The sequence below is a fragment of the Exiguobacterium aurantiacum DSM 6208 genome (genome assembly GCF_000702585.1).
GTDB lineage: Bacteria > Bacillota > Bacilli > Exiguobacteriales > Exiguobacteriaceae > Exiguobacterium > Exiguobacterium aurantiacum.
In genome coordinates, this window is the sequence record NZ_JNIQ01000001.1 from 2,832,527 (window position 1) to 2,846,961 (window position 14,435).

At 52.6% G+C, this 14,435-nt stretch carries 18 protein-coding genes and 1 tRNA gene; 8 read left to right on the plus strand and 11 right to left on the minus strand.

Features of this window, described 5'->3' with window-relative positions; all coding sequences use genetic code 11:
* Positions 1 to 89: 89 nt before the first annotated feature.
* Entirely contained in the window at positions 90 to 1,334 is a 1,245-nt protein-coding gene (locus P398_RS0114935) for a cytochrome P450 (RefSeq protein WP_029335998.1), read from the minus strand.
* An 83-nt stretch (positions 1,335 to 1,417) separates the two neighbouring features.
* On the opposite strand from P398_RS0114935, the gene P398_RS0114940 reads away from it, so the two are divergent.
* The gene (locus P398_RS0114940) at positions 1,418 to 1,777 is read left to right on the plus strand and encodes a potassium channel family protein (RefSeq protein ID WP_024371702.1); all 360 of its coding nucleotides are present in this window, start codon (positions 1,418 to 1,420) and stop codon (positions 1,775 to 1,777) included.
* A gap of 18 nt (positions 1,778 to 1,795) precedes the next feature.
* Here the strand turns inward: P398_RS0114940 and P398_RS0114945 are convergent, their stop codons facing one another.
* Complete coding sequence (locus tag P398_RS0114945; RefSeq protein ID WP_024371703.1) at positions 1,796 to 3,154, minus strand: alanine/glycine:cation symporter family protein; 1,359 nt, start codon at positions 3,152 to 3,154, stop codon at positions 1,796 to 1,798.
* 130 nt (positions 3,155 to 3,284) lie between these two features.
* Positions 3,285 to 3,554, minus strand: coding sequence for a membrane protein insertion efficiency factor YidD (gene yidD, locus P398_RS0114950; protein WP_029336000.1), 270 nt, complete (start codon positions 3,552 to 3,554; stop codon positions 3,285 to 3,287).
* Positions 3,555 to 3,762: 208 nt separating this feature from the next.
* Between yidD and P398_RS0114955 the strand changes: the two genes are divergently transcribed.
* The 6 genes from P398_RS0114955 to P398_RS0114980 all read left to right on the plus strand — a co-directional run bounded on the left by P398_RS0114955 (position 3,763) and on the right by P398_RS0114980 (position 8,867).
* Positions 3,763 to 4,560, plus strand: a complete 798-nt coding sequence (locus P398_RS0114955) for a pyrroline-5-carboxylate reductase family protein (protein WP_024371705.1) — start codon at positions 3,763 to 3,765, stop codon at positions 4,558 to 4,560.
* Positions 4,561 to 4,828: 268 nt separating this feature from the next.
* Positions 4,829 to 5,227 (plus strand): IS200/IS605 family transposase, encoded by a 399-nt coding sequence (gene tnpA / locus P398_RS0114960; RefSeq protein ID WP_029336001.1) that lies wholly within the window; start codon positions 4,829 to 4,831, stop codon positions 5,225 to 5,227.
* 5 nt (positions 5,228 to 5,232) lie between these two features.
* The gene (tnpB, locus tag P398_RS0114965; RefSeq protein WP_029336002.1) at positions 5,233 to 6,324 is read left to right on the plus strand and encodes an IS200/IS605 family element RNA-guided endonuclease TnpB; all 1,092 of its coding nucleotides are present in this window, start codon (positions 5,233 to 5,235) and stop codon (positions 6,322 to 6,324) included.
* A gap of 123 nt (positions 6,325 to 6,447) precedes the next feature.
* Entirely contained in the window at positions 6,448 to 6,684 is a 237-nt protein-coding gene (locus P398_RS0114970) for a FeoA family protein (RefSeq protein ID WP_024371706.1), read from the plus strand.
* The gene (gene feoB / locus P398_RS0114975; RefSeq protein WP_029336004.1) at positions 6,681 to 8,657 is read left to right on the plus strand and encodes a ferrous iron transport protein B; all 1,977 of its coding nucleotides are present in this window, start codon (positions 6,681 to 6,683) and stop codon (positions 8,655 to 8,657) included. The genes P398_RS0114970 and feoB overlap by 4 nt, the downstream gene beginning before the upstream one ends.
* 15 nt (positions 8,658 to 8,672) lie before the next feature.
* Entirely contained in the window at positions 8,673 to 8,867 is a 195-nt protein-coding gene (locus tag P398_RS0114980) for a FeoB-associated Cys-rich membrane protein (protein WP_024371708.1), read from the plus strand.
* 43 nt (positions 8,868 to 8,910) lie between these two features.
* On the opposite strand, the gene P398_RS0114985 is transcribed toward P398_RS0114980, so the two are convergent.
* The 6 genes from P398_RS0114985 to P398_RS0115010 form a co-directional block, all read right to left on the minus strand.
* Positions 8,911 to 9,615, minus strand: coding sequence for a DUF554 domain-containing protein (locus tag P398_RS0114985; RefSeq protein ID WP_029336005.1), 705 nt, complete (start codon positions 9,613 to 9,615; stop codon positions 8,911 to 8,913).
* 159 nt (positions 9,616 to 9,774) lie between these two features.
* Positions 9,775 to 9,847 (minus strand) — tRNA-Val (locus P398_RS0114990).
* Positions 9,848 to 9,933: 86 nt separating this feature from the next.
* Positions 9,934 to 10,491, minus strand: a complete 558-nt coding sequence (locus P398_RS0114995) for a GNAT family N-acetyltransferase (RefSeq protein ID WP_029336006.1) — start codon at positions 10,489 to 10,491, stop codon at positions 9,934 to 9,936.
* A 67-nt stretch (positions 10,492 to 10,558) separates the two neighbouring features.
* Positions 10,559 to 10,873, minus strand: coding sequence for a DMT family transporter (locus P398_RS0115000; RefSeq protein ID WP_024371711.1), 315 nt, complete (start codon positions 10,871 to 10,873; stop codon positions 10,559 to 10,561).
* A complete protein-coding gene (locus P398_RS0115005) occupies positions 10,870 to 11,214 on the minus strand; it encodes a DMT family transporter (RefSeq protein ID WP_024371712.1) in 345 nt (114 codons plus the stop codon). Before P398_RS0115005 ends, P398_RS0115000 begins: the two co-directional genes overlap by 4 nt.
* On the minus strand, positions 11,211 to 11,789 hold the full coding sequence (locus P398_RS0115010) for a TetR/AcrR family transcriptional regulator (protein WP_029336007.1): 579 nt from the start codon (positions 11,787 to 11,789) through the stop codon (positions 11,211 to 11,213). Before P398_RS0115010 ends, P398_RS0115005 begins: the two co-directional genes overlap by 4 nt.
* Positions 11,790 to 11,916: 127 nt before the next feature.
* Between P398_RS0115010 and P398_RS0115015 the strand changes: the two genes are divergently transcribed.
* On the plus strand, positions 11,917 to 12,687 hold the full coding sequence (locus tag P398_RS0115015) for an alpha/beta hydrolase (RefSeq protein WP_029336008.1): 771 nt from the start codon (positions 11,917 to 11,919) through the stop codon (positions 12,685 to 12,687).
* A 31-nt stretch (positions 12,688 to 12,718) separates the two neighbouring features.
* Here the strand turns inward: P398_RS0115015 and P398_RS0115020 are convergent, their stop codons facing one another.
* Complete coding sequence (locus P398_RS0115020; protein ID WP_029336009.1) at positions 12,719 to 13,024, minus strand: hypothetical protein; 306 nt, start codon at positions 13,022 to 13,024, stop codon at positions 12,719 to 12,721.
* 109 nt (positions 13,025 to 13,133) lie between these two features.
* Complete coding sequence (locus P398_RS0115025; RefSeq protein WP_029336010.1) at positions 13,134 to 14,372, minus strand: aminopeptidase; 1,239 nt, start codon at positions 14,370 to 14,372, stop codon at positions 13,134 to 13,136.
* Between the last annotated feature and the right edge of the window lie 63 nt (positions 14,373 to 14,435).

Below are 14,435 nucleotides of genomic sequence, written 5' to 3' on the forward strand. Positions count from 1 at the left end.
TCGTTGAACACAAAAAAAAGACGAACCCATTCGCCAGAAGCGAATGGGTTCGTCAACAGCCTGAACCACCCGTTCGGGTGGTTCATTTTTCATGTGCGTCGTTCGATCTCGGTCAACACGAGTTTGCTTTTCGGCAAACTTGGCAAATCGACAAAACTATAGCTCAAATCTTGTGGTGGCACGGTATGACGATAGCGGTTCAAGAAGACATCGATCGTCTCTTTCATGACGGCAATCGTCACGTGTTCACCGGCACAGCGATGCCCGAAGTCAGCATCGCCCCCACCTTGGGGAATAAATGTGAACGGACTTTCTTTCCAATCGTTGAACCGTTCTGGCATAAATTGCTCCGGTTCGTCCCAGTGTGCAGGGTCGTGATTCGTCCCATACAAATCGAGCAAAACGAGCGTTCCTTCTTCAAACGCGTACCCGTCCCACTCAAAATCTTGTTTGACTCTTGCTGCCGTCACTGGGAAGAACGGATAGAAGCGGCGAACTTCTTGCACGAACCACGTGGGATTGACCGAACCGGCAACAAGCTTAGCTCGCGCTTCTGGGAATTGATGGAGCGCGAGCACGGTGAAGAGGACGTAAATCGACACAGCGACGGTCGGTCTCAAAATGTTGATGACTTCGACGGCAACAACGTCCGCCGGCAACAGTTCCCCTGTCTCGTCGCGATGCCAAGAGAACTCGTACAAGGCCGTCTTCTCGTTCGGTAACAAGCGGTTCGTCCGGACTTCTTCGACCATCTCTCGGATCCACGCCTCGGCCGAGGAACGGGCTTGACGTCCTCGGAAGTGTTTCGGTCCTAGCGCCGTTCCCGATTCGAACAACAGACGCATCTCATTCGTACGCTTCTCGACTTCTGCTTCGGCGAGCGGGACGCCTGCCCACTCGCAAACGGCACGCATGAGCACTTCTTGAGCCGTGTCATATAAGACGATCTCTCCGGTAGCGCGGTCGAGGGCACGTTCCCATTCTCGACTGACGAGCCGCGTCAACCGGTCGATATTTCCAGGGAACATAAGTGACATGAACATCCGTTTGCGGTGCGTATGGGCTGGCCCATCAAGCGTCTGGACCCCATCCTCACCGAACAACGTCTTCAAGAGACGTTTCGGTGCCGCATCTTCACGGACAAAACGTTCGGCATCATAGAACAATTCAGCCCCGTCTTCCCCTCCTAGACAGATGGCCCGCTCCCCGAGCAGCCTCGTCTCGAATATGTTCGACTGGAACCCTTTCCGGCGATTCGGGACGAAATGGTAACCCTCTCGTAAGAAATCAACGCTATGATCGAGTCCTTGTTCTTTAGGTATCGGTCTTGTCATTTCCTTCACCCTTTCTTTCACAGACTATAAAGGATGTTCCCTCCTCCGTCACGAACAAACCTATAGAAGAAAGGAGTGGTCCGATGCTCTCATTCATTTTGACATTCCGGCGCATGTTTCGCGGAATCTGGCGGGGGTTAAAAGAACCTGAGTTTCAAGTATTGTTCAGCCTCGCTTTCCTCACCATCTTGTCCGGCACGTTGTTTTACGTCCGCTACGAAGATTTACGATGGCTCGATTCGCTCTACTTCAGCGTCATCACGCTGACGACGATCGGCTATGGTGATTTTGTGCCGTCGACCGACCTCGGGAAAGTGTTCACGATCGGCTACGTCATCACAGGCGTCGGCATCATGGTCGGTTTTGTCACCCAAGTGTTCAACCACTTGCAGCAAGCCCGCCTCGAAGAAGTGAAAAAGAAAAAAACGCCACCGTCCGAGTAGGAAGGTGGCGTTCGTTCGTCATGACGCCTTTCGATTGCGATTTTCAAGCGCGAGCTGTTGATTGAACCGTTTCGTCTCGGCGATGACGACACCTGACAAGAACAACAGGCCGATCAAGTTCGGGATGGCCATCAAGCCGTTGAAGACGTCTGATAACGCCCATACCAAATTGAGGTTCGTTGTCATGGCGCCAAGACCAGCGACGAGGACGAAGGCGATCCGATACGGAATGATCGACTTTTGACCAAACAAGTAATGGATCGAGCGTTCCCCGTAATACGACCAACCGAGAACGGTCGAATACGCGAACATGACGAGACCGATTGTGACGACGTAGCGGCCGAACGGTCCGAGGAACTGTTCGAACGTGGCCGCCGTCAAGTCGACCCCTTCGAGACCAGACCCGATCTGCCCACCCATGACGAGTGTGATCCCCGTGATCGAACAGACGATGAGCGTGTCGAGGAAGACTTGAGTCATCGAGACGAGTGCTTGCCGTCCCGGCATATCCGTTTTCGCGGCCGCTGCCGCGATCGGTGCCGAACCAAGTCCTGCCTCGTTCGAGAAGACCCCTCGTGCGACACCGTAACGGATCGCCGCACCGATAGCCCCACCACCGATTGCCTCGGCACTGAACGTGCTGCTGAAGATGAGCGCGATCGCATCCGGGATGAGCGTGTAGTTCATGACCATGATGATGAGCCCGCTGCCCAGATAGAAGATGATCATAATCGGGACGAAGAGGCTGACGACACGACCGATTGATTTGACTCCTCCGAGAATGACGGCACCCGTGAACACCATCACTAAAATCCCGGACACGTAGAGTGGGACGTCAAACGTCGACTTGAGCGCCAAGGCGACAGAGTTCGTCTGAACCCCGTTCCCGATGCCGAACGCCGCGAGCGAAGCAAACGCCGCGAACAAGACGGCGAGCCAGCGTTGTTTCAATCCACGTTCCAAATAGTACATCGGCCCTCCGGCCATCTGCCCCCGTTCGTCGGTTACCCGGTATTTGACGGCGAGCACGGCCTCGGCATATTTTGTCGCCATCCCAAAGAAACCGGACAGCCACATCCAGACAATCGCACCCGGTCCCCCGAGCACGACAGCCGTGGCGACACCGACGATATTCCCCGTACCGACGGTCGCCGCAAGAGCGGTCATGAGTGCTTGGAAGTGACTAATGTCCCCTCGTGACGTCTTGTCTTGGTTTTTCGAGAAGGCGAGTTTTAATGCGTAAGGCAGTTTTGTGATTTGAAGGCCACCTAACCGTACTGTCAAATAAACGCCTGTCCCCACAAGCAAAATCAACAGCGGCGGTCCCCACACAAAGTCTGAAATCGTACCGATGAGTTCACTGAACGATTGACTCATGCTGAAATCCCCTTTCCCCTTATGTAATGGTACACCTCTATTTTTTCAGAATACTCGGAACATTGTCAAAAGTATTGTACTAAAACAAAGGTTCACGCGCGGACCTGTACCTAAAACAGCGAGACGTCGATTAGACGTCTCGCTGTGATGGGGGTTTCTCTCGTTGTAGCGGTGCTTTCCAGTCAAACTCGTCCGGCACATAGTCGAGTCCGCCCGAGTGGAACGGCTGACAGCGCATCAGACGTCGTGCGGTCAAATAGCCTCCCTTGACCGCACCGTGTTTCTCAATCGCTTCAATCCCATAATGGGAACAGGTCGGATAAAATCGACACGTCGGTGGCTTTAACGGTGAGATGAACCGTTGATACCCTTGGATTCCGCGCACTAAAATTCGTCTCAAGTTCCTCGCCTCGCTCGCTTATTTTATTGCCATCATAGCTCGTCAAACACGAAATGTCACTTCCGTCGCTTTCATTTGTCGAGTATATTCCTTTACTTTTTATATTTCCTTTCTTTTACAATTTGAGCACGTGAGGCGATATTCGGTGAAACATTTGTTATGATAGGCACCATGTACTAGACCGAATCTATATGAAGAGGTGACGAAAATGAATTTATTAATGGTAGGAGCAGGATCAATGAGCGAGGCCCTCGTCCGAGGTTGGATCGACTCCGGTCTTTCACCAGAGTCCATCACGATGACGAACCGGAGTGACCGGGCTCGATTGGACCAACTACACAACGAACTCGGCGTCCAAGTCGTTGAAGAAGAGGACGTGAACGCTTATGATATCGTCGTCCTGGCGATGCAACCAGACGGTGTGCTCCCGTACGTGCGCTCGAAGACGTGGACGGCCCCACTCCTCGTCTCTGTCGCAGCCCATATCGAGCCGGCGGAACTCGAGGCCGCCTCAGGGCTTCCTGCCGTGTGCGCGATGCCGAACACGCCAGTCGCATTCCGAGACGGGATGACGGGCCTTTGGTTCGGACCGGAAACAGACGAGTCTGTGCGCGCGACAACGACCGCTCTTTTCGAACGGGTCGGGCGAACGGCCGTGACGGACGCAAAAACAATGTCCGCCTTCATGGCAGCAGCCGGATGTAGCCCAGCGTTCTTCTATGAGATCGTCGGATCGATGACACCGGTCTTGACCGACGCTGGATTTGACGAGGCGACGGCCCGACAAATCGTCGCCCAAGCGATGAAAGGATCTGCCGAGCTGTTACTTCACGAATCGCGTCAAACCGACGAATTGATTGCGGACGTAGCCGCGCCAGGAGGTCCGACCGATCGTGGTGTCGGCGTACTGCGTGCTCGCGACTTGTCCGACGTCATGTCCTCGGCATTGCGTGAAAGTGCGAAAGAAGGTCATGAATCAGTCGACACAACGATCGACAGAGTGTAAGCGATGCTTACGCTCTTTTTTTGTTTGTAGACGATAAGCGTTCACAAAGTCGATACTTTTCCCCGACGCCGTGCATGATATGCTAGCAAATGAGAAATATTATCATTTGACCAAATTGGAGAGATTTAACAATAGTAGGCGAGATTTCTCCCTCCTCTAAGCGTCTCGGGGCGAAGCCCAGCGTAGGTGGGAGATGAATCGCCTGTGTTAGCAAGATTGTATGTGCTTGGTATAATGGATGTAACCAATCAAAAGGACTGAACTATCAATGAAAATGGATACGAACAAACATTCAGTCTTTCTCCTGAACTACCATCTCGTCTTGGTGGTCAAATATAGACGCAAGGTGATCGATGACGCCGTCTCGGGGTTCGCGAGACAGACGTTCGAACGGATCGGCGCGTCATACCATATCACACCGGCTGAGTGGAATCATGACGGTGATCATATCCATGTGTTGTTCAAGGCTCACCCGAACACAGCGATGTCGAAGTTTCTGAACGCCTACAAGAGCGCGAGCAGCAGACTGATCAAACGGGACTTTCCACACGTCAAGAGACGACTGTGGAAAGAAATGTTCTGGTCTCGGAGCTACTGCCTCGTGACGACCGGCGGTGCGACGATCGACGTCATCAGGCAATACATCGAAAAACAAGGAAAGGAGTGATCACTTTGCTGAAGGCGTACAAGTTTCGACTATACCCGACGAAGCCACAACAAGAATACTTCATGAAGACGTTCGGTTGCGTCCGTTTCGTCTACAACAAGATGCTCGAGGAACGGATCCGACTGTATGAAGAGTCGAGGCTGAACCCTGACGCGAAGCAGAAGCTCCCGACCCCGGCGAAGTATAAGCCCGAATTCCCTTTCTTGAAAGAGGTCGATAGCTTGTCTCTGGCGAACGCCCAGATGGACTTGAACAAGGCATATGCCAACTTCTTCCGCGACAAGTCTGTCGGGTTCCCGAAGTTCAAATCGAAGCACGGCGACCGCGCCTCCTACACGACCAACAATCAGAACGGGAGCGTCCGGATCGAGGACGGGAAGGTGAAACTCCCTAAGATCGGCTTCGTGAAGTTCAAACAACATCGTCCTTTCGAGGGGATCATCAAGTCCGTGACGGTCTCGATGACGAAGACAGGCAAGTTCTTCATCTCCATCCTTGTCAATCAAAGCGAGGAAAAGTGGGTTCCTGCTAAAAACAAGATTGGGATCGATCTCGGTTTGGAGCACTTCGCCATCATGACGAATGACGAGATGCTTTCAAATAAGATTGATAATCCTCGCTTTCTTCGCAAGTCAGAAGAGAAGGTCAAGAAGGCGCAGCGCGCTCTGTCTCGTAAGAAAATAGGAAGCAAGAATAGAGAAAAAGCCAAGCTGATCCTCGCCAAGAAACACGAGAAAATCGCAAACCAACGCAAAGACTTCCTCCACAAATTGTCAAAACGAACCGTTGACGAGAACCAAGTCATCGTCGTGGAGACATTGAAATCGAAGAACATGATGAAGAACCACAAGGTCGCCAAATCAATCGCCGACGTCAGTTGGTATGAGTTCGTCCGACAGCTAGAATACAAGTGTAAGTTCTACGGACGGACGCTCATCAAGGCCGACCAATGGTACGCATCGACGCAAATCTGCTCTTCCTGCGGCGAAAAAGGCGAGAAGAAAACAGTGGATGTACGCGAATGGACGTGTACGTGTGGCGCTCATCATGACCGCGACATCAATGCGAGCATCAACTTGTTGATGTTGGCTGACTGAAAAAACCTTCAGGGCAGGGACTTGCCCGACGAGCTTGGTAAACAACCGTGGCTAGTAAACGTGCGGTCTTCCCAAGAAGCTCCCACTTCAATTTGCGAAGCAAATAAGTGGCGAGTAGTTCACATGAGCTCATTGCTAGCCATGCCCTTGCATCAATCGGTGATCTTATCCGATATGACGAAGCTGGATGATCGACTACGACGCCGAATGATCGCCTTAGGTTTTTACGAGGGCTGTTCTGTCCAAGTCAAACGTCGGGCCATCTTTGCCGGTCCGCTCACCGTCGAACAAGTCGAGCACCAACAGATGATCGCACTCCGTCGTTCGGACGCCGCCCAGATTGGAGTGATCGTTCCGTGACTCAAAGAATCGCACTCATCGGAAATCCAAACACCGGTAAAACGTCACTCTTCAACCGCTTGACCGGTTCTTCTGCCCATGTCGGGAACTGGTCGGGGGTGACGGTTGAACAGAAAGTTGGGACGTTACATGGACAAAATGGGCACTTGATCGACTTGCCCGGCATTTATGACTTAGACCCTTTGTCAGCGGATGAGGCAATCGTCGCCCGCTTTCTGTTGCAGGAGCCGTTCGATGGAATCATCAATATCATTGATGCCTCACAGTTTGAACGGAACTTGCAACTGACACTGCAACTTCTTGAAACGGGACACCCGTTACAAATCGGCTTGAACATGGTCGACGTCGCCAAAGGACGGGGGATCGATATCGATCTCACACATCTGCAACAATGTCTAGACGTGGACGTGTTCCCGCTCACCGCTCGGACAGGCGCCGGTTGCGAAGTCCTTCTGACTTCACTTCGGATGATGCCACGTGAGCCGTTCATCCTCGATTACGGGGTCGAGACCGAGCAAGCGATCCGACAAATTCTTGTTGCGACCGGCTTGTCGCCGGACGAGCGCTGGGTCGCCGTTCAATATTTGGCAGGAAATCGCGTCATCTCCAAGCATCTCGAAGCAACGACACCGACGGTCAGTGACATCCGAAAATCGCTTGAACAGGCGCTTGGACGTTTTGCCCACGCACAAATCACAGAGCGGAGACGTGAATGGGCCAAAGCGATTCGCCAGCAAGTCGTCAACCGTCAAAATACCATACGCGTCACGACGACCGACCGAATCGATGCTGTCGTCACCCACCCGGTTTTGGGACTACCGATCTTCTTTGCGGTGCTCTATAGTTTATTCCATGTCACGTTTAACTGGGTCGGGGCCCCATTGTCAGACATGTTCGATTTCTTTTTGTCAGGTCCGTTCACGTCAGCTATAAGCTCGGCGCTCCAAACGTTCGGTGCCTCCGCTTTCATTCAGGCGTTGCTGCTCGATGGGGTCATCGCCGGTGTCGGAGGGGTGCTCGTCTTTGTGCCACAAATCTTCGTGCTCTTTTTCTTTATCTCATTGTTAGAAGACTCAGGGTATATGGCGCGTGTCGCCATCGTCATGGATCGCTTCATGCAACTCGTCGGGTTGAACGGTAAAAGTTTTATTCCGATGATCATCGGGTTCGGCTGTAACGTGCCTGGCATCATGGCTGCCCGTACAGTTGAAGAAGAGCGGGAACGCCTCGTCACCATCTTCATCTCACCGTTCATGTCATGTTCCGCGCGTCTCCCGATTTACGCCGTCTTCGCCGCCAGCTTCTTTGCGACTAACCAAGCGCTCGTCGTGCTGTCGTTGTATGTGCTTGGCATCACGCTCGCACTCATTGCCGCAAAAGTGTTCACTTCCGTATTGGCGACAGAGGATGATCATAGCCTCTTTCTCGTCGAACAACCTCCTTACCGTATCCCACAAGGGTTGACGCTTTGGCGCAGCACGTGGCAGAAAGCAAGAGGCTTCGTTCGAAAAGCAGGTACGTTTATCTTCGGTGGCTCTGTCTTCATTTGGCTCCTCGCTTATTCAGGTCCGAGCGGATTCGACGTTCCGATGAATGAAAGTTTTCTCGCCCTCATCGGTGGATTGATCGCCACGCTGCTCGCTCCATTAGGATTCGGAACATGGCAGGCAGGCGCTTCGCTTATCACCGGATTTTTAGCGAAAGAAGTCGTCGTCTCCACGATGGCCATCATTTACGCGGTCAGTGAGTCAGATCTTTCCACTTCATTATTGCCGCTGTTCACACCGCTCAGCGCGTACAGTTTCATGGCATTCGTACTTTTGTACGTCCCTTGTCTCGCGACAATCGCTGTCATTCGTCGGGAAGTCGGCAGTGTTCGGCTCACATGGGTGGCCAGTCTATACGGACTCGGCGTCGCCTATGCCGTTTCATTCCTCATCTATCAATTCGGTCGTATACTAGGCTTTGCATAACAAGGAGGAAAGCTTATGTATTTATTTGATTTATTAGTCGGTCTCACCGTCTTCGGTTACGCTTCCTATACGCTTTATCGCTTTACACAGAAGGCGAAATCCGGAAAGTGTGCCACATGCGAGTTGGAATCGACGTGTACGACGACTTGCGACGCCACCGACTGGGATGCCATCATCAAACAGGCGTTACAGTCCGATCGAACGAAATGACAAATAAAAACGGGCGAGCCGCGTTTGCGAGCTCGTCCGTTTTTTAAGGAACCATATGTAACACGGTCACGACAAGCGCCACCATCAAAATTCCGGGCAACAAGTTTGCCACTCGTATTCTCGTAATACCAGCCAAATTCAGGCCGATGGCGACGATCATGACGCCGCCGGTCGCCGTCATTTCCAAAATGAAGCTATCCATGAGCGTTTCCGGGATGAACTTCATGATTTGGATGGCGAGAAGCGCGATCGCCCCTTGATAGAGCAAGACCGGTACGGCCGAAAACATGACACCGATGCCAAGTGACGAAGCGAGGACGAGCGCCGTGAACCCATCAATCATCCCTTTCGTGTAAAGAACGTCATGATCGCCTCGTAGTCCACTGTCGAGCGCTCCGATGACTGCCATCGCCCCGATCACAAAAATGAGCGTCGCCGTGACAAACCCTTCCGCGATGCTCGATTTCCGGTTACCGCCGATTTTCCGCTCCAATTGATAGCCGATTTCGTTCAGCTTCTCATCAAGCTTCCACCACTCCCCGAGCGCTGCGCCCGCGACGAGACTCCCGATCACAATTAAAAAGTTCTCACTCTTCAGTCCCATTTGAACGCCGAGTAGCACGACGGCTAGTCCGATTGCGGCCGTGACCGTCTCTTTCATCCGTTCCGGGATCCGGTGGAACAGAAGACCGAACAACGTCCCGATGACGATCAATGCCGCGTTGACGAGCGTCCCTAACAACACCATCCTGCATTCCCCGTTTCTTTATGTATTGAAAGCAATATACCAACCCGTTCCATCGGATGTCAATTGAAAAAAGAACAAAAAAAAGAGCCACTTCTCGCAAGAAGTGGCTTCGCGGAAACCCACGTTCCTATGGGTTTCGCATCGGGTTTGGCACCCAAGTGATTCTGACTGGGCTCGAACCAGCGACCTCTACCCTGTCAAGGTAGCGCTCTCCCAGCTGAGCTACAGAATCAGGTCGTGTCCTCTCTTAAGGACACTATTAATATATCAAGAAACTAATGCGTTGGCAACTGTTTTTTAAAAGTTTTTTTATTTTTTTTAACGCGACATTTCTTGTCGTTGAATGTGACGGCAAAGCCGCTCTAAGTCACCAGCATATACCGATACGAGCATTCCCTCGTACTCCGTGTCCCGGTCCCAATGAAGTCCGTTCGCTTTCGCCACACGTTGCGATGGCACGTTGTCCGGGTGGATGAGCGAGATAATGTCTTTCTCCCCTTCCTCGAACGCATGTTGCATAAGGCGAGCCGCCGCTTCTCGACCGTAACCCATGTGCCAATGCTTCGGTGCCAACCAATAGCCGACTTCAAGTTCGATATTGCCGTCGAGCTCGTGTAACAACGTACCGGCATGGCCGATCGGCTCGTCACTTTCAAACGTCATCAACTTGAGTAACCCGGTCTGCCGTCCCGTCTTATAACGCGCCAACTGCCGCTCGAACCATTCGATCGTCTGCTCGTCCGTATACGGTTTTCCGTCCGGGCTAATGAATCGCATCACCCGTGGATCTTGCAACAACGATTTGACGAAATAAAAGTCAGCAATCGTATATGGTTCAAGCCGTAAGCGCTCAGAGTGTAACTCGACATGCTTCATCGTTCCCGCCCCTTTCGTTCACAGTCTTTACTCATTAATTCCCGTTATCAAATAAATTCAATCCTGTTCAAGCGATAACTTTCAAGCCGACGACGCTGCCGATAATGAGCGTTAAAAAGAAAATTCGCCACCGGTCCGTCGATTCGTTCAAGTAGAGCATACCGAGGATGACCCCACCGGCCGCTCCAATGCCGACCCAAATCGAGTAGGCGAGTCCGAGCGGCAACGTCTCGAGAGAGCGGGACAATAAATAGAAACTGAGCGCGAACGTCACGATCGACAAGATCGACCACTTTAAGATTTGATAGCCTTTTGATTTTCCCATGAAAAAGACGGCAATCATCTCGGCCAGTCCCGCCCCTATTAAAAATGCCCAACTCATGCTGTCCCTCCTCCCGTCACTTGTTTCAATCCGATCACACCGACTAACAACGTTCCAATGAAGACGAGCTTCATGCCGGTGAGCACCTCGTCAAACAAAATATTCCCGACGAGCACTGTCCCGACCGCACCGATCCCCGTGAAGACGGCGTACCCCGTACCGGCCGGCAAAACCCGGAACGATAATGCCAACAATCCGAAACTGACAATCAACAAGACGATTGTAATCAATGTCGGTCCAAGAACGGTGAACCCGTTCGATAATTTCATCGTCGTCGCCCAGACGATCTCGAGCAGACCGGCGAGGACGAGCCACATCCATGCGAGTTGATCACGTTTCATGTCCACCCGACCCCTTTCTTGAAGATTTTAAAGGCGGCGCGTTGCCGGGCAACCCGGTTCGTCTCGAACGTAAAGAGAGAGACGAGCGCACCGTCTAAAAAGCAATAGTATGCGTGGTAAATGTCATCAAGTGACTGGTTTGGTAAATCACCTTGCTCCATGGCGAGACGAAACTGTTCTTTCTCGAACGCTTGGAGTTCTATCTCGACTGTTCCGAGTGTCGCCTCGATGAACGATCGTAACTCAGGTGGCGGCACGAGCAACATCCGTTTCGTCAGCATCCACGTTTCCTCTTCTTCAAAGAAACGAATGAGCGCCTTCACGATCGCCTCGATCCGCTCGAGCGGTGGAGCGTCGATCGACTCGTCACGCGCATCCATCCATGCCCGCTCATATCGTCCGGCCATCTGTTGTACGACTTGTTTGAATAGCTGTTCCTTTCCTTCGATATGCGCATAGAGTGACGCTTTTTTTATGCCGACGTCCTCGGCGAGAGAGGCAAGCGACAGTCCTTCATATCCTTCAAGGGCAAAACGACGTGTTGCCGCTTGCTCGATTCGTTGTTTTGTGTTCATCTTCTTTCGACCTCCAGTCTCTGTACCCCACTTTACCTAACGAACGGTAGGTAGTCAAGTGTGACGATTGAATTTTTAATTGGAGACCTCCACAATATAGGAAGTGTATCGGAAAGGAAGGTTGTTTATGATTGAACAGTTCAGTTTCACAACCCCGACGGATCGTCGGGGTCAAAAACGTATCATCTCCATATATCGTCCTGACTTTGTGACGGCGCAACATCCGCTCCCCGTCCTTTATATGCATGACGGACAAAATGTGTTCGACTCGAAGACAAAATCCAGTTGGGGCATCGACCGCCACATTGAAGATTTGCACTTGACGCTCATGGTCGTCGCCGTCTCGAGTCCTCCGGATTGGCTGGACCGTTATGATGACTATTCTTTTTACGAGGATGACATGCTCTATCGGCGCATCGGACCTGAACTCGCAAAGACGAGACCGACGCTCGGCGGCCGTGGACGCCTCTATACGGATTGGCTCATGCACGAGTTGAAACCATGGGTCGATGCTCGTTACGCGACCGACCCGGATGATGTCGGGGTGATGGGCAGTTCGATGGGCGGAGTCATCTCTTTATACATGATGGCGACCTATCCGTCGATTTGTCGAGTCGGCTCGCTGTCAACGGCTGCCTGGTCAAACCTCGACCCGCTCGTCCGCGAACTGACACAAGCCGACTTGTCGGCGCGCCTGTATCTGGATATCGGTACGAACGAGACGAGTGGTCCAATCACACCGGAAGACTATCTATATACGAACGCCAAGCTCGTCGAGGCGTTGGCAAGGACCGGCATCGCATTCCGTTACGAGGTCGAACCTGACGCCACCCACCACGAGTCGGCTTGGCGGCGGCGCTTGCCGAACGCACTCGCCTATCTGTACGACCGTACTTAAAAAAGGGAGGCAGCGTCCGCTGTCTCCCCATTCATCCGCCTCCATGATGTTCAGCCAAGTAGAGCGGTCCGACTTTCCGGACGAAGTAGCTCTCGAGTCGACCTTGTGTCGCGCGCTCCACCGGTGGCTCCGTCAACGTATAAATCTTCCCGCCCCGCTCTTCGAACGCATCCCGCTCTAGCTCGTTACGGGCATCGTCCTCGACGATTGGCGACGTCAAGGCTGCAATCGGATGACCTATCAAACAGACGTACGTCCGGAGGGCCGCATGCGGCGTCGCATGTAACGCGAGCAAAACGAGACAAGTCACACTGATTGAAATCAATCTTTTTTTCACGGGCACACCCCTTTATTCATTCGTTCCTAAAACATAGTTCGGGCACCGCTCTTCTTTTTCCTTCATGCAAAAAAGAGACGAACCCTAAGTGGATTCGTCTCTCCTTCCTTTAGATGACCCAGTTGCCGGCACGCATGATCGCTTCGCGCGAGCCGTCTTCAAGTTCACCGTCGATATCCATATCGGCTGAGCCGATCATGAAATCGACGTGTGTCATCGAGTCGTTCGCCCCGTTCTCGGCGAGCTCTTCGGCTGACATCAATGGACCGCCCTCGAGACACGTCGAATAAGCACGTCCGAGCGCCAAGTGACACGAGGCGTTCTCATCAAAGAGCGTGTTGTAGAAGAGAAGGCCTGAGTTCGAGATTGGCGAGTCGTCCGGAACGAGCGCGACTTCGCCGATTCGGCGCGCCCCTTCATCGAGGTTGAGCAACTCATCGAGTGCGGCTTGTCCTTGTTTCGCTTCCGCCTTCACGACTTTTCCGCCTTCGAACCAAAGCGTGAACTCATCAATCAAGTTTCCGCTATAGCTGAGCGGTTTCGTGCTCGACACATGTCCTTCGACCGCATCTTTATCAGCAAGCGTGAACACTTCCTCGGTCGGCATATTGGCGATGAAGTCGACACCGTCCGTGTTCGGGCCTCCGCCGCCTAAGAAGACGTGTTTCTTCGGAAGACCGATTGTCAACTCTGTGCCTGGCGCTTTGTAGTGGAGTTTCGCATATTTTTTCTCTGTCAATAGCTGTGCCCGGGACCGAAGCGCTTGGTCATGTTTATCCCAAGCGGCGACGACATCGTCTTGGTCCATCCGTGTTGCGGCGAAAATAGCCCGCCATAACGCCGGAACGGCATCCTCACGATCCGGGAACACTTTCTTCGCCCACGCCTCAGAGGCACCGGCAATGATCGACCAGCTGACGTTGTCGCTCATGACGTACTTGCGCCACTTCGCGAGCGCCACACCGGCTGCCCGGTTCGAATCAGCAATCCGTGAGGACTCGACACCGTTTAACGCGTCTGGGTCGTCGCTGACAATTGATAGAAACGCCGTCTTTTCTTCAGCAAGCTGCTCGAAACGCGCTTTCAACCATTCTGGAAACTCTTTAAACGAGTCGTGCGGTGCATCGAAGTAGCGGATTTTCGTCGACTCCTCGTCGCTCCAGTTGACGAAGACTTGTTTCGCACCGGCCGCATAAGCCGCTTTCACGACTTGACGGACGAGCGGGGCTTGGCTGATGTCCGCGCGGACTTCAAGCTGTTGACCCGGTTGGATGTTGACACCTTTTTTGACGGCGAGTTCCGCATAGCGGGCAAACTCTGCCTCAGTCGGTAACGTTTGAGTAGACATATGTACAGTTCCTCCTTTGTTCGTTCTATATCATTTTCTTAAATTTTCGGAAAAGTTGCAACC

What these genes read in the sequence shown, in the direction of transcription:
- P398_RS0115000 (WP_024371711.1), bottom strand. Translation starts at nt 10,873, where the DNA reads ATGAGTTGGGCATTTTTAATAGGGGCGGGACTGGCCGAGATGATTGCC.
- P398_RS0114985 (WP_029336005.1), bottom strand. Translation starts at nt 9,615, where the DNA reads ATGGTGTTGTTAGGGACGCTCGTCAACGCGGCATTGATCGTCATCGGG.
- tnpA (WP_029336001.1), top strand. Translation starts at nt 4,829, where the DNA reads ATGAAAATGGATACGAACAAACATTCAGTCTTTCTCCTGAACTACCAT.
- P398_RS0115015 (WP_029336008.1), top strand. Translation starts at nt 11,917, where the DNA reads ATGATTGAACAGTTCAGTTTCACAACCCCGACGGATCGTCGGGGTCAA.
- P398_RS0114935 (WP_029335998.1), bottom strand. Translation starts at nt 1,334, where the DNA reads ATGACAAGACCGATACCTAAAGAACAAGGACTCGATCATAGCGTTGAT.
- P398_RS0114980 (WP_024371708.1), top strand. Translation starts at nt 8,673, where the DNA reads ATGTATTTATTTGATTTATTAGTCGGTCTCACCGTCTTCGGTTACGCT.
- P398_RS0114955 (WP_024371705.1), top strand. Translation starts at nt 3,763, where the DNA reads ATGAATTTATTAATGGTAGGAGCAGGATCAATGAGCGAGGCCCTCGTC.
- P398_RS0115025 (WP_029336010.1), bottom strand. Translation starts at nt 14,372, where the DNA reads ATGTCTACTCAAACGTTACCGACTGAGGCAGAGTTTGCCCGCTATGCG.
- P398_RS0115010 (WP_029336007.1), bottom strand. Translation starts at nt 11,789, where the DNA reads ATGAACACAAAACAACGAATCGAGCAAGCGGCAACACGTCGTTTTGCC.
- P398_RS0114945 (WP_024371703.1), bottom strand. Translation starts at nt 3,154, where the DNA reads ATGAGTCAATCGTTCAGTGAACTCATCGGTACGATTTCAGACTTTGTG.
- P398_RS0115005 (WP_024371712.1), bottom strand. Translation starts at nt 11,214, where the DNA reads ATGAAACGTGATCAACTCGCATGGATGTGGCTCGTCCTCGCCGGTCTG.
- P398_RS0114995 (WP_029336006.1), bottom strand. Translation starts at nt 10,491, where the DNA reads ATGAAGCATGTCGAGTTACACTCTGAGCGCTTACGGCTTGAACCATAT.
- P398_RS0114970 (WP_024371706.1), top strand. Translation starts at nt 6,448, where the DNA reads ATGAGCTCATTGCTAGCCATGCCCTTGCATCAATCGGTGATCTTATCC.
- P398_RS0114940 (WP_024371702.1), top strand. Translation starts at nt 1,418, where the DNA reads ATGCTCTCATTCATTTTGACATTCCGGCGCATGTTTCGCGGAATCTGG.